The sequence below is a fragment of the Reyranella aquatilis genome (assembly GCF_020880995.1).
GTDB lineage: Bacteria > Pseudomonadota > Alphaproteobacteria > Reyranellales > Reyranellaceae > Reyranella > Reyranella aquatilis.
The window spans coordinates 315,491-328,399 of record NZ_JAJISD010000006.1; the positions used below are offsets into that span (position 1 = coordinate 315,491).

Sequence of the window (12,909 nt, forward strand, 5' to 3'; positions counted from 1 at the left end):
GAGATGCTCGATCCATTCTATCCCGTGGTGCCCGATTCCGGTTGGGTGACGAAGCTGGTGCCGATCGGCACAAAGCTCATCCAGTTGCGCATCAAGGACCAGCCCAAGGCCGAGGTGCGCCGCCAGGTGCGCGAGGCGAAGGCCGTTTGCGCGCAGCACGGCGCCGACCTGGTGGTGAACGATTACTGGCAGGTGGCGATCGACGAAGGCTGCGTCTGGGTCCATCTCGGCCAGGAGGATCTGGTCGACGCCGACGTGACGGCACTGCGCCGCGCGAATGTCAGGATCGGCGTCAGCACGCACGACCATGCCGAACTCGACAAGGGTCTTTCGATCGATCCCGACTATGTGGCGCTGGGTCCGATCTGGCCGACCGTGCTGAAGCAGATGCCGTGGGCGCCGCAGGGCACCGGGCGTCTGGCCGAATGGAAGAAACTCATCGGCGACCGGCCGCTGGTCGCCATCGGCGGGCTCACGCTGGAACGTGCGCTGCTCTGCCTGAAGTCGGGCGCCGACATCGTCTCGGTCGTGGGCGACATCGTGAACCACGCCGATCCGATCGCCCAGGCCAAGGCCTGGATCGCGGCGACGAGAAGGCCGTGACCGACCGCTACGCCCGCCAGGCCGTGCTGCCTGAGATCGGCGACGCAGGCCAGGCGCGTCTCGCCGCCGCCTCGGTGCTGGTGGTCGGCGCCGGCGGCCTCGGCTGCCCGGTGCTGCAGTATCTCAGCGGTGCCGGCGTCGGCCGTCTCACCATCGTCGATCACGACACGGTCGAGGAGACGAACCTGCACCGCCAGCCCCTCTACGGCATGCCGGACATCGGCAAGCCGAAGGCGGAGGCGGCGCGCGCCACGCTGCAGCGGTTCAACCCGCATGTTCGCGTCGATGCGGTGCCCGAGCGACTCACGCCCCAGAACGTCGCCAGGCTGGTGGCCGATGCGGACATCGTGGTCGACGCCGCCGACAGTTTCGCCGTGACCTACATGCTGAGCGACATCTGCTTCGCGGTGGCCAAGCCGCTGGTCAGCGCGTCGGTGATCGGGATGACCGGCTATGCCGGCGTCTTCTGCGGCGGCGGGCCCAGTTATCGCGCGGTGTTTCCCGAGGTCTCGGTCGATGGCGGCACCTGTGCCACCGTGGGCGTGATCGGCACTGCGGTCGCGACGATGGGAAGCCTGCAGGCGCATCTCACGCTGCACCACCTGCTCGGGCTCCAGCCGGCCGTGCTGGGTCGCGTCGTCACCTTCGATGCCAGGCGCGTGGCCTTCGGCGGCTTCGCCTTTGCCGGCAGTCCCGAACCCGAGGAACAGGTCGCGTTCATCGCCCCCGACCAGGTGCGTGCCGACGATATCGTGGTCGACCTGCGCGGTCTCGACGAGGCACCGGTCTCGCCCTTCGCCGGCGCGCGGCGGCTGGTGGTCGACACGATCGAGGAACTGGGAACGCCCGACCGCCGGGTCGTGCTGGCGTGCCGTAGCGGCCAGCGCGCGCTGATGGCGGCGGACAAGTTGCGCGAGCGCGGCGTCACGAACCTCGCGCTGGTAGCGCTCGGTTAGCTACTTCTTCTCCCAGCGCGCGGCGGCTGCGTCGTCTTCCTGATGGGCGCCGACCCACTGTTCGCCCTTCGGCGTGTCTTCCAGCTTCCAGAAGGGCGCCTTGGTCTTCAGCCAGTCGACCAGGAACTCGCAGGCCTCGAAGGCGGCCTCGCGGTGCGGCGAGCCGACGGCCACCAGCACGATGCGCTCGCCCGGCTCCATGCGGCCGTAGCGATGCACGATCAGCGTCGCTTCGAGCGGCCAGCGCTTCTGCGCCTCGGCCTCGATCTCCTGCAGCGCCGTCTCGGTCATGCCGGGATAATGTTCGAGTGTCAGCGCATCGACGAGATCGCGGTGATAGCCCTCGCGCACATGCATCTCGCGCACGAGGCCGACGAAGACGGCGAGGCCGCCGATGCGCCTGTTGCCGTCGGTGAGGCGGGCCAGCTCGGCGCCGACATCGAAGTCGGCTTCCTGGACGCGCACCGCCATCTCAGCCACCGGTGAAGGGCGGGAAGAAGGCGACTTCGCGCGCGCCCGCGAGCTTCACGTCGAAGGTCGCGGTGCGCTGGTCGACGGCGGCGCCGAACGCCCCGCCTTCCGCCAGCGCCTCGGCATGGCCGGGGCTGCGGCCGCGCAGCCACACGACGAGATCGCCGACCGTATCGATCCCGGCGGGCGGCGTGACCTCTTCTTCCGGCACGCCGACGGTCTTCTTCATCCAGGCGAAGTAGCGGACTTTCACGTGCCGATGCTCACTTCTGTCCACCCGTCGGGGGCGCATCCTCGGCCATATGGCGCAAGCCGGTGCGCAGATAGTCGTAGCCGGTGATGAGGGTGAGCGCGGCGGCGATCCAGATCAGCACGATGCCGGCCTGAGTCACCCAGTGCGCCGCAGCGTCGCCGACCAGCAGCGCGGCGATCGCCACCATCTGTACCGCCGTCTTCCACTTGGCGAGCGCGCTGACCGGCAGGCCGACGCGCAGCTCGGCGAGGAACTCGCGCAGGCCCGAGACCAGGATCTCGCGCGCGAGGATGATCAGCGCGGCCAGTACGTTCAGGCCGGCCAGCGTGCCGTTGTGGACCAGCATGACCAGCGCGGCGGCGACCAGCAGCTTGTCGGCGATCGGATCGAGAAAGCGGCCGAAGCGCGAGATCTGGTGGTAGCGCCGCGCGAAATAGCCGTCGAACCAGTCGGTCACCGCGGCGGCCACGAACAGCCCCATCGACAGCCACTGTGCCCAGCCGCGATCCAGCCAGAAGCAGGCGACCACCAGCGGAATCGCGACGATGCGCGACAGGGTCAGCATGTTGGGGAGATTGAACAGCATCGCCCCGACCTTACCGGCCGCCCCGGAAGTGGTCATGGATTTTCTGGGCGAGTGCGCTGGAGATTCCCGGCACGGACTTGATGTCCTCGAGCGTGGCACCCGATACCGCACGGGCGCTGCCGAAATGATTGAGCAAGGCGCGTTTGCGGCCCGCGCCGATGCCGGGCACCTCGTCGAGCGCCGAGCGCGTCAGGTCGGCGGCGCGGCGCGTGCGATGCGTGCCGATGGCGAAGCGATGGGCCTCGTCCCGCAGGCGTTGCAGGAAATAGAGCACCGGATCGCGCGGTTCGAGCGAGAAGGGCTGCTTGCCGGCCACGAAGAAGCGCTCGCGGCCCGCATCGCGGTCGGGGCCCTTGGCGATGCCGACCAATGCGATGTCCTCGAGGCCGAGTTCGGTCATCACCCCGCGCACCGCCTCGAGCTGGCCCTGGCCGCCGTCGATCAGCAGCAGGTCGGGCCAATGCTCGTCGTCGCGTTCTGGATTTTCCTTGAGCGCGCGGCCGAAGCGGCGGGTCATCACCTCGCGCATCATCGCGAAGTCGTCGCCCGCGGCACCCTCGGTCTTGATGTTGAACTTGCGATAGGCATTCTTGTTGAAGCCCTCGGGGCCGGCCACGATCATCGCGCCGATCGCCGCCGTGCCCTGGATGTGGCTGTTGTCGTAGACCTCGATCCGCTCGGGCGGCGTGTCGAGACCGAACACGCGGGCCACGCCCTCCAGCAGCGTGCGCTGCGTGCCGCGCTCGGCCATGCGGCGGGCCAGCGCCTCGCGCGCATTGTTGACCGCCTGGTCGAGCACATCCTTCTGGTCGCCGCGCTTGGGCTGGCGGATCTCGACCCTGTGCCCGGCAGACAGTGCGAGCGCGCTTTCCATCAGCTCGCGCTCGGCGACGTCGTGGCTGGTGAGGATCAGCTTCGGCGCCTGCCGCGACTCGTAGAACTGGCCCATGAAGGCTTCCAGCACCTGACCCTCGTCGAGTTCGCGGCCGTGGCTCGGGAAGTAGGCGCGGTTGCCGAGGTTTTGGCCGGCGCGCAGGAAGAAGACCTGGATGCAGATCTGCCCGCCTTCGGCATGCGCCGCGAAGATGTCGGCCTCGTCGATCGACGGCAGGCTGATCGACTGGTGCGAGGTGATGTGGGCCAAGGCGCGGATGCGGTCGCGCAGGATGGCGGCGCTCTCGAACTCCAGATTGGCCGAAGCCTGCTCCATGCGCTGCGACAGGGTCTGCTGGATCTCGCGATTGCGGCCCCCCAGGAAACCGCGGACGTCCTCGACGATGGCGTCGTACTCGGGCTTCTCGATTCGGCCGACGCAGGGCGCGGTGCAGCGCTTGATCTGGAACTGCAGGCAGGGCCGGGTGCGCGTGGAAAAGACGCCGTCCGAACAGGAGCGCAGCGGGAAGGCGCGCTGCAGGGCGTAGAGCGTGCGGTTGACCGCGGTGGCTGACGCGAAGGGCCCGAAATACTCGTTGGCCGGTTCGCGCGTGCCGCGATGCTTGGCGAGTTGTGGCCAGTCGGTATCGCGGCGGATCACGATGTAGGGAAACGACTTGTCGTCGCGCAGCAGCACGTTGAAGCGCGGCCGGAAGCGCTTGATCAGGTTGTTCTCGAGGAGCAGCGCCTCGGCTTCGCTGTCGGTGACGGCGAATTCCATGGTCCGCGTCGCGGAAACCATGCGGATCAGGCGCGTGGCGAGCCGCGTGGGCTGGGTATAGGCAGCGACGCGGCTGCGCAGCGAGCGCGCCTTGCCGACGTACAGGACCTCGCCCTCTGCCGAGATCATGCGATAGACGCCGGGCTTGCGCGGCAGGGTCCGCACGAAGTCGGCGATGATGCGCATGCCGTCGGCGAGCGAGCCGTCGCCGGGGGGCAGGTCGATGTCGGTTTCGTCGGTCACGGGAGCCGGAGAATGGTGTTGCCGGCACGTCCGCACAAGGCGCTCGGCGGCATGTGGGGAAGTCTGTGAAAAAGCCCGGTGTCTCGCGAAGGTCCGCGGACAGTCACTGTATTGACTCAATGTTGGAGGGGTGGCAGTCGCCCGCCACCCCTCTGTTAACCTCATGAATTCACTGGATTTTAAACCATCCGGATTGTCGCCAGAAAATGCTGGCGCTCCCTTTTGTTCCCGTTTTGGCTCGTTTGGCTGGCGCGCTTCGATGTGTGGATAAATTCCAGACTTTCAGAGCACCGACAGCATGCGTCCGACGAGCGGATGCCGGACCACGTCCTGCTGCGTCAGGCGGACGACCGAGACGTCGTCGAGCCCGTCCAGCTTGGTTCCGATCGCGGCCAGGCCGGAGAGCTCGGGCAGCAGGTCGGTCTGGTCGGGATCTCCCGTCATGACCATCGTGGAATGCCACCCGAGCCGAGTCAGCAGCATCTTGAGCTGCCCGTAGGTGCAGTTCTGCGCCTCGTCGATCAGGACGAAGGCATTGTTCAGCGTGCGGCCGCGCATGAAAGCCACCGGGGCGATTTCGATGGTGCCGTCATCCAGGTGCTGGCGCAGGCGCTTCGGGCCCATCCGGTCGTTCAGCGCGTCCCACAGGGGTCGTAGGTAGGGGTCGAGCTTCTCGCGCATGTCGCCCGGCAGGAAGCCCAGGTTCTCGCCCGCTTCGACCGCCGGCCGCGACAGGACGATGCGCGAGACGGTGCCTTCCTCCAGGGCTTCGACGGCGGCCGAGATCGCGAGGTAGGTCTTTCCGGTTCCCGCCGGTCCCAGGGCCACGGTGAGCGGCTTGGTTTCTATCGCCTCCATCAGGACCCGTTGGTTGTCGCTGCGGGGCCTGACTTTCTTGATGTAGCTCTGGTCGCGGTCGTTGGCCGGAGTGTTGTCGAAAACGACGCTATGAATACGGGCGCTGTCGATGGCGTGCAGCTTGGCTCGGCGTGCGGCGCGTTTGGCCATATTCGTACTCCGGTGTCTTGGTCAGAGGAGTGGGATCGAACGCCCAAAACAAAAACGCCCCCGGCGAGCGGAGGCGTTGGCGATCGATGGTCTGGCAGAGGGGTGAGGCCGATAGGGCACGCGGTGGAAGTTCCACCGGTGAACCAGTTTCCGTCGGGGGACATGTCCTCGAACGGATAAAAACCCTCCCTCAGCTACCAAAGGGAGCCTAAGCCGAAATTGGGCGTGCGGCCACCATATTTATGGTCCGACACTGAAAATTAATACTAGGGGAAGCAGACCCCACGTCCGCGGTCATGGACGGGGTGGCCGGCGACGTAGGTCGCCTGCACCGCCCGGTCGTCGCCCAGGATCATCTGGACGAACAGCTGTTCGCCGAAGTCGCGGGCCTCATCCATGCGGAAGTCGATCAGTGGCGTCGAGCGCATGTCGAGCACGACGAGGTCCGCCTCCATGCCCGGGGCGATGCTGCCGACCTTGTCCTCGAGATGCATCGCGGTCGCCGAGCCTCGGGTCGCGAGATAGTAGGCATGGGCGGCCGACAGGGGATGGCGATTGAGCTGGGCGGCCTTGTAGGCCTCGTTGAGCGTCTGCAGGATCGAGAAGGAGGTGCCGGCACCAAGATCGGTGCCGAGGCCAACCCGGATAGGCCGGTCGGCGCGCCTGGCGCGCGCGATGTCGAACACGCCGCTGCCGAGGAAGAAGTTCGATGTGGGGCAATGGGCGATGGCCGCCCCCGTCGCATGCAGATGCTGCAGCTCCTCTTCGTCCAGGCAGATCCCATGGCCGAACACGGCGCCTTTCCGGCAGAGACCGTAGTGGTCGTAGACGTCGAGATAGGAGCGGCGCTCGGGGAACAGTTCCCTGATCCGGGCCACCTCGGCCTCTGTCTCGGAGAGATGCGTCTGCATGAGGCAGTCAGGATGCTCCCGCCACAGTGTCCCCGCGGCAGCCAGCTGCTCGCGCGAACTGGTGCAGGCGAACCGGGGCGTGATCGCATAGAGCAGACGTCCGCGACCGTGCCACTTCCGGATGAGCGCCAGCGACTCGTCGTAGGCGGACTGTGGGGTATCGCGCAGAGCCTCTGGCGCGTGACAGTCCATCAGGACCTTGCCGGCGGCCAGCCGCAGGCCGAGCGCCTCGGCTTCCTCGAACAGGATATCGGCCGAATGCGCGTGGACGGTGCCATAGACGCAGCTCGTGGTGATTCCATTACGCAGACTCTCCCGCAGGAACCGGCGTGCGACCTCGCGCGTGTAGGCACGGTCGGCGAACCTCTGCTCGGTCGGAAAGGTGTAGCGCTCGAGCCAGTCGAGGAGCTGCGTGCCGTAGCTGGCGATCATCGGCATCTGCGGAAAATGAACGTGCGTGTCGACGAAGCCCGCCGAGATCAGCGCGTTCCTGCCGAAATCCCGCACCTCGGTGCCCGGCGGCAGCAGCGGCGCGATGCGGGCGGCCGGGCCGAACTGCGTGATGAGACCGTCCTGCATGACGACGATCGCGTCGGGCTCGTGGATCATCGTGCGATCGAGCCCGTCGCGGAACGGATCGCCCGTGAAGGTGAGCGCGGGGCCGCGAACGGCCGTCGGTTGCGAGGGCGAAATCATCGCGCCGACGTTCGCACCGAACCGCAAAGCAGGGAAGGGCGTGCTAAGAGGAGGACGTGAAACGAAAGAGGCTGGGATGAGCGAGATCGTGTGGCGTGGCATGACGCGGGCGGAACTCGACAGGGGCTACAACAATACCGATGCCGTCGCCGATTCCGGCACGCGCCGCGACGGGTGGATCGCGCGCAGCGAGCAGTTCCGGGCGGCTCATCCCGACGCTCTCGATCTCGCTTACGGTCCGCGCCCTCGCAACAAGCTCGACCTGTTCCGCTGTGGCACGGTGAAGGCCCCGCTATTCGCCTTCATCCATGGCGGCTACTGGCAGCGCAATGCCAAGGAGACTTTCGCCTGCATGGCGGCGGGTCCGCTCGCCAACGGCATGGACGTCGCCTTCCTCGGCTACACGCTCGCCCCGGAGGCGACCCTTCCGGCGATCGTCGCCGAGATCGCCGAAGCGGTGCGCTGGCTGCGGCGCGAGGGGCCCCGCCATGGGGTCGGGCAGGGACGGCTGGTCGTGTCTGGCTGGTCGGCGGGCGGTCATCTCACCGCGACGACGCTGGCCATGGACGAAGTCGACGCCGGCCTCGCGATCAGCGGCATCTACGACGTCGAACCCTGCCGCCTGAACTATCTCAACGACAATCTGCGCCTGACCGCGGCGGAGGCGGCGGAAACGAGTCCGATCCTGCACCTGCCGAAGAAGAGCGCGCCGGTCGTCCTGGCCTACGGCACCGGCGAGCTGCCCGAGTTGCAGCGCCAGTCCGTCGCCTATCACGAGGCGCGTCAGGCGGTGGGCCTGCCGAGCGAGCTGCTGCCGTTGGCGGGTCTCAACCATTTCTCGATCATGGACCAACTCGAAGCGGCGGACGGTTCGCTGGCCACCACGGCGGCGCGACTCGGCCGGTCCGGCGGCTAACATCGGCGAGGCGACCGCGGCCGGCGTCAGGGCCTCGTAAGCAACCGCGTCTAGCCTGCGGCCGGTCATGAAGTTTCGCGAACTCAATCCCTCCCAGCAGGTCGTCGTGCGCCGCCTCGCGCTGGGCCTGTCGCTGACCGGCCTCGGTATCCGCCAGGAGCTCTTGAGTCTGGCGCGCCTGGGACTGGTCACGGGAAACCGCGACTTTCCGCAACTGACGGATGCGGGCTTCGCCTGCCTCCATGCCACGCCGTCCGAGGGCCCGCCGGGTTGAACGCCTCAGGCGACGCCGCGCAGGGTGATGATCGCCACTTCGCCGCGGCAGTTGAAACGCACCGGCGGATAGGCGACGCCGAGGCCCGAATTCGTGTAGCCGGTCATCGTGCCGTGTCGCCAGAGACCGACCGCGCCATGGTGGCACCGGGTCAGCGTGCTGAACACCGGCCGTCCGCCGGGCAGGCAGATCTGGCCGCCATGGGTATGGCCCGCGAGGTAGAGCGCGTAGCCCGCCTCGGCGGCGTGATCGGCCATCTCGGCGGAATGGATGAGGGCGATGCGGCAGGCCTCGCTCGAGCCATCCAGCGCCCGGCGGGCGGCCTCCGTGTAGAAGCTGTTCACGTCGTCCAGCCCGGTAATGCCCAGCCGGTCACGCCCCCGCTCGATGACGATGGAGCGGTTGATCAGAACGTCGAAGCCAAGTCTCTCCAGTGTATCGGCCATCGCCTCCGAATCGTGATTGCCGAGGATGGCGAGGCGAGGGCCGTCGACAAGAACGCCGCGCAGCGCCGCCACCAGATGCCCGGCCGACGCCGCAACGGGCGCATGGTGGTCGCCATGGACGTCGCCGGTGACGGCGAGCAGGTCCACCTCGACTCCGTCGAGCAGGCGGTGGGCGGCCGGCACCAGGTCGGGCAGCACGTCGAGATGCGTGTCGCTCACGTGAAGGATGCGGTAGCCGTCGAACGCCGGCGGCAGGCCGGGGATCGCGACCTCGAACTCGGTCCGCCGCAGGTCGAGGGCATTGTGCACGCCGCGGCGGTACAGCGGCGTTCGTTTCAATCCCCAGGCGAACAGGTCGAGCAGCCGCGTGAAGATCGCCTTGCGGCGGCGCGGGCGGGGACCGTCGGGACCGCAGAGATGGTCGCCCTGCTCGATCCGCCGCCGCGCGGCAGCCCAGTGCGGGTCACGGCCTCGGGCGGCATCGGTCACGCGTCGGTTCCTCGTCGGACGAAGGCAGGCGCCTTCTTACCAGAGGCGGGGAGCGTGGCAGCCCAAATTTCGCCTTCCGACTTTCCTACTCCTACGACCGAGCGTCACATCCCCACCGGGATGTTCAAACGCTAAACGGTGCCCGATGAGAGGTCCAAAGGCATGAGCGTCGATCGTGAGGCGGCAACCGCTGCCCCGAAAGGCGAGCGAAAGCTCCGTTCAAGAAGTTCCGGCAAGGCGGCGACGATCGCGCTGATGGCCGGCTCGATCCTGGTGTCGCTGCTGCTGCTCGAACTGGGATGCCGCCTGCTGCTGTCCGGCCCGGGCAGCCTGACGCACTGGCCGAACCTCGCGCGCGAGCGGATGGGAACGGGGCCGGACGTCGCGAGCATCCGGTGCCAGTATGCGTTCGATCCCGAGATCGGCTGGACGTCGCCGCCGGGTTGCGTCTCGCGCACCTACAATGCCGATGCCGACGGCTTCCGCCGCACCAGCGCGAGATCCGTCCTCGCCGAACCGCCGGTGCTGGTGACGGGCTCGTCCTTCGCCAAGGGCGATGAGGTGAACGACGACGAGACCTGGCCTGCCGAACTGCAGGCGCTGACCGGCCGCAAGGTGGTGAATGCCGGCGTCAGCGGCTACGCGTTCGACCAGACCGCGCTCAGCACCGAGCGGCTGGTGCCGAAGGTGAAGCCGCTGTTCGTCGTCATGAGCTTCACGCCGGGTGACATCCGGCGCAGCGAGTTGAAGGTCGCGTGGAGCCGCGAGAAGCCGTACTTCACCGAGACCGGCGGCAAGCTCGCGCTGCACAACGTGCCGGTGCCCGGCCAGCCCAACGCGCCGGTTCCCCTGCCCGAGCCGGCGCGCTGGCTGGGACGCTTCGCGCTGGCCGACCTGATCGTGCAGCGGCTGGGCCTGCAGCGCGGGTGGTACTTCGACGAGGTCCGCGGCGCGCCCGCCGGCAGCGGCGAGGCGATCGTCTGCCTGCTGATGCCGCGGCTCGCCGCGCTCGGCGTGCCGGTCGTGGTGATGGCGCAATACAGCCGCGAGTACTGGACGCAGAGCGCGGCGCGCCGCGACGCCGACCGGCGTTCGATCGACAAGGTGATGGGCTGCGCGAGCGGCGCGGGCCTCATTCCCTTCGATCTCGCCCGGCCGATGCAGTCCGTCGTCGATGCCAAGGGCGTCGATGCGCTCTATCGCTCCGACCATCACTCGGCCGAGGGCAACCGCATCGTGGCCGGCCTGGTGCTGGCCGAATTGGAGCGGCTGAAGCTGGTGGCCCGCACGGACGGCCGCTAGCGGCTGGACGCTCCGGCGGAACCTCTGTATCTGCAGTCTGCGGATACATCGTAAGAGGCACTGGTGCCCGTCAGACGCATGAGCGCCTCCGATGCCTTCGATGCGTTGAAGGCCAACCCCGACAATCGCTGGCCGACGCGCGAAGACCCGGCCAACCGGTTTGCCTATTTTGCCGATCCCTCGTTCAAGCCACGCTTCTCGCTCGAACCGGGACAGCGCATCTTCACCATCGGCTCGTGCTTTGCCCGCAACGTCGAGCGTGCGCTCGCCGATCGCGGCTTCGACGTGCCGACGCTCGCCCTTCACGGGGCGCTGGGCGACGATCCCTCGATCAATTGGGGAGGCGACCGCGGTGCGGTCCTGAACAACTACGTTCCGGCGGCGATCGCGCCGCAGATCCGCTGGGCATTCGGACAGGATGCCTTCGATCTCGAAAGGCATGCCTTTCAAATGGGGCGCGATCGCTACGTCGATCTGCAGCTTCCTTCCGGCTTTCGACCGCTGGCGGCCGAGGCGATCGCTCGCCGGCGCGACGCCATCAGCACCATCTACCGTAGCCTCGCCGGCAGCCATGTCGTGCTCATCACGCTGGGGCTGATCGAGGCCTGGTACGACACCCTCTCCTGCCTCTACGTCAATTGTCCGCCGCCCAAGAGCGCGATCCGCTCCGATCCCTCGCGGTTCGAACTGCACATCCTCGACTACAACGAGGTTGTGGCTTCCCTTGAGGAGCTGATCGCCCTGCTCGGCCGGGTGTGCCCGAAGGGCCATCGCGTGATCCTGACCGTGTCGCCGGTGCCGCTCCAGGCGACGTTCACGGCGTCGGACGTGGCGGTGGCGAACACTTACAGCAAGTCGGTGCTGCGCGCGGCGGTCGAACCGCTGGTCGCCCGCCACGAGCACATCGAATACTTCCCGTCCTACGAGAGCGTGATCCTGACCGACCGCTCGATTGCCTACGCCAACGACCAGGTCCACATCGAGGGCGCTCTGGTGCGCTTCAACGTCGATCGCATGATCCGTCGCTACGCGGGCGCGGCGGGCGGCGAGGCGGTCACCGATGTCATCGAGCGGGCCCGCGCGGACATGCAGGCGGGGTTATTCCGGGCCGGCCTCAAGCGCCTGCAGAAGGCGTGGGCGGAGAATGCCGGCGATCCCGCGTTGGCCCTCGCGCTGGCGCGGGCGCAGATCCGGGCGGGCAACGGCGCGGTCGCCGAGAAGCTGCTGCTGCAGTTGCTCGACGCGAAGGAGAACGTGGCCGCCCGCAATCTGCTGGCCCGCTACTACAACGACACCGGACGCCATCAGGAGGCGGCCCTCCACGCGGAGAAGGCGTCCGAGGCCTTCGTCGTCCGGCGCGATCGGCCGTTGAGGCTGAATGGGTCGCTCCAGCGCATCATCGCCTACTATCATCTGAACCGTTTCGAGGAAGGGCTGGCGCTGCTCGACCGCACGACCCACGACCTCGTCTCGAGACCGCTGGTGATCTACTGGAAGGCGCGCTTCCTAGAGAAACTCGGCAGGGTCGATGAGGCCGAGACCTTCTATCGGGAGTGCAACCAGCTGGCCGAGCAGGTCGCCTACCAGTCGGCCTTCGCCGATTTCCTCGCCGCGCAGGGACGCTGGGCCGAGGCCGCCGAGTGGGTCGATCGCATCCTCGTGGTTTCTCCGGGCGACAAGACGGCGCTGCGGCTGCGCGCCGAACTGCGACGGCGCGAGATCGCCGCAGGCCCGTTGCGCCAGAAGGGTGCGCGCGACTGGTTCGTCGGTTTGGCGCAGCGCGTCGGCCGGACGCTGCCGTTCCGTGCCCGGTGTGAAGCCGCTGCGCCCGACGAGCCTGTCTAGGACGGTCCAGGCCGGCGCCGCAGCATCGCCCTGAGGCCGGCTTCGATCAGCCGTCGCACGGCGTCGCTGCGCCCGATCCCGGCGATGTCGGCATATAGGTCCAGTGCCGCGGCGAGCGTCGGGGGAAGCCGCGCGGCGACGAGCACGCCAGCACCGCCCGGCTTGGGCGGGCGTCCCATCTTCTTCCTGGGTTTGCGAGCGCGAGGCATCCTGCTGGCACGGTCCGTCGGCTGCCGGAAAGCGATAGTGTTAACAG

General features: G+C 67.8%; 14 protein-coding genes. 6 read left to right on the forward strand and 8 right to left on the reverse strand.

What is annotated here, in order from left to right; translation table 11 throughout:
- Positions 1–3 precede the first annotated feature (3 nt).
- Complete coding sequence (locus LJ725_RS16005) at positions 4–603, forward strand: thiamine phosphate synthase (RefSeq protein WP_230551642.1); 600 nt, start codon at positions 4–6, stop codon at positions 601–603.
- Positions 600–1,559 carry a HesA/MoeB/ThiF family protein gene (locus LJ725_RS16010; RefSeq protein WP_230551643.1) on the forward strand — a complete coding sequence of 320 codons (960 nt, stop codon included), beginning with the start codon at positions 600–602 and terminating at the stop codon, positions 1,557–1,559. Before LJ725_RS16005 ends, LJ725_RS16010 begins: the two co-directional genes overlap by 4 nt.
- Here the strand turns inward: LJ725_RS16010 and LJ725_RS16015 are convergent, their stop codons facing one another.
- From LJ725_RS16015 to guaD, 6 genes are all read right to left on the reverse strand, one after another.
- Positions 1,560–2,030, reverse strand: a complete 471-nt coding sequence (locus LJ725_RS16015; RefSeq protein ID WP_230551644.1) for a molybdenum cofactor biosynthesis protein MoaE — start codon at positions 2,028–2,030, stop codon at positions 1,560–1,562.
- Between the two features lies 1 nt (position 2,031).
- Positions 2,032–2,283 (reverse strand): MoaD/ThiS family protein, encoded by a 252-nt coding sequence (locus tag LJ725_RS16020; RefSeq protein ID WP_230551645.1) that lies wholly within the window; start codon positions 2,281–2,283, stop codon positions 2,032–2,034.
- Positions 2,284–2,293: 10 nt separating this feature from the next.
- Positions 2,294–2,905: a CDP-diacylglycerol--glycerol-3-phosphate 3-phosphatidyltransferase gene (pgsA, locus tag LJ725_RS16025; protein WP_408015744.1), complete on the reverse strand. Its 612-nt coding sequence runs from the start codon at positions 2,903–2,905 to the stop codon at positions 2,294–2,296.
- Entirely contained in the window at positions 2,880–4,766 is a 1,887-nt protein-coding gene (uvrC, locus tag LJ725_RS16030) for an excinuclease ABC subunit UvrC (RefSeq protein ID WP_230551646.1), read from the reverse strand. The genes pgsA and uvrC overlap by 26 nt, the downstream gene beginning before the upstream one ends.
- A 282-nt stretch (positions 4,767–5,048) precedes the next feature.
- A complete protein-coding gene (locus LJ725_RS16035; protein WP_230551647.1) occupies positions 5,049–5,774 on the reverse strand; it encodes a PhoH family protein in 726 nt (241 codons plus the stop codon).
- Positions 5,775–6,040: 266 nt separating this feature from the next.
- Positions 6,041–7,381 (reverse strand): guanine deaminase, encoded by a 1,341-nt coding sequence (gene guaD, locus LJ725_RS16040; RefSeq protein WP_230551648.1) that lies wholly within the window; start codon positions 7,379–7,381, stop codon positions 6,041–6,043.
- 76 nt (positions 7,382–7,457) lie between these two features.
- On the opposite strand from guaD, the gene LJ725_RS16045 reads away from it, so the two are divergent.
- A complete protein-coding gene (locus LJ725_RS16045) occupies positions 7,458–8,297 on the forward strand; it encodes an alpha/beta hydrolase (RefSeq protein ID WP_230551649.1) in 840 nt (279 codons plus the stop codon).
- A gap of 67 nt (positions 8,298–8,364) precedes the next feature.
- Entirely contained in the window at positions 8,365–8,571 is a 207-nt protein-coding gene (locus tag LJ725_RS16050) for a hypothetical protein (RefSeq protein WP_230551650.1), read from the forward strand.
- Positions 8,572–8,576: 5 nt separating this feature from the next.
- Here LJ725_RS16050 and LJ725_RS16055 read toward each other — a convergent pair whose 3' ends face one another.
- The gene (locus LJ725_RS16055; RefSeq protein WP_230551651.1) at positions 8,577–9,506 is read right to left on the reverse strand and encodes a metallophosphoesterase; all 930 of its coding nucleotides are present in this window, start codon (positions 9,504–9,506) and stop codon (positions 8,577–8,579) included.
- 162 nt (positions 9,507–9,668) lie between these two features.
- On the opposite strand from LJ725_RS16055, the gene LJ725_RS16060 reads away from it, so the two are divergent.
- Together LJ725_RS16060 and LJ725_RS16065 are read left to right on the forward strand one after the other, a co-directional pair.
- Entirely contained in the window at positions 9,669–10,808 is a 1,140-nt protein-coding gene (locus LJ725_RS16060) for an SGNH/GDSL hydrolase family protein (protein ID WP_230551652.1), read from the forward strand.
- A 63-nt stretch (positions 10,809–10,871) separates the two neighbouring features.
- A complete protein-coding gene (locus LJ725_RS16065) occupies positions 10,872–12,653 on the forward strand; it encodes a GSCFA domain-containing protein (RefSeq protein ID WP_230551653.1) in 1,782 nt (593 codons plus the stop codon).
- On the opposite strand, the gene LJ725_RS16070 is transcribed toward LJ725_RS16065, so the two are convergent.
- Positions 12,650–12,832, reverse strand: coding sequence for a hypothetical protein (locus LJ725_RS16070; RefSeq protein WP_230551654.1), 183 nt, complete (start codon positions 12,830–12,832; stop codon positions 12,650–12,652). The two genes, LJ725_RS16065 and LJ725_RS16070, sit on opposite strands and share 4 nt — an antisense overlap.
- Positions 12,833–12,909 lie beyond the last annotated feature (77 nt).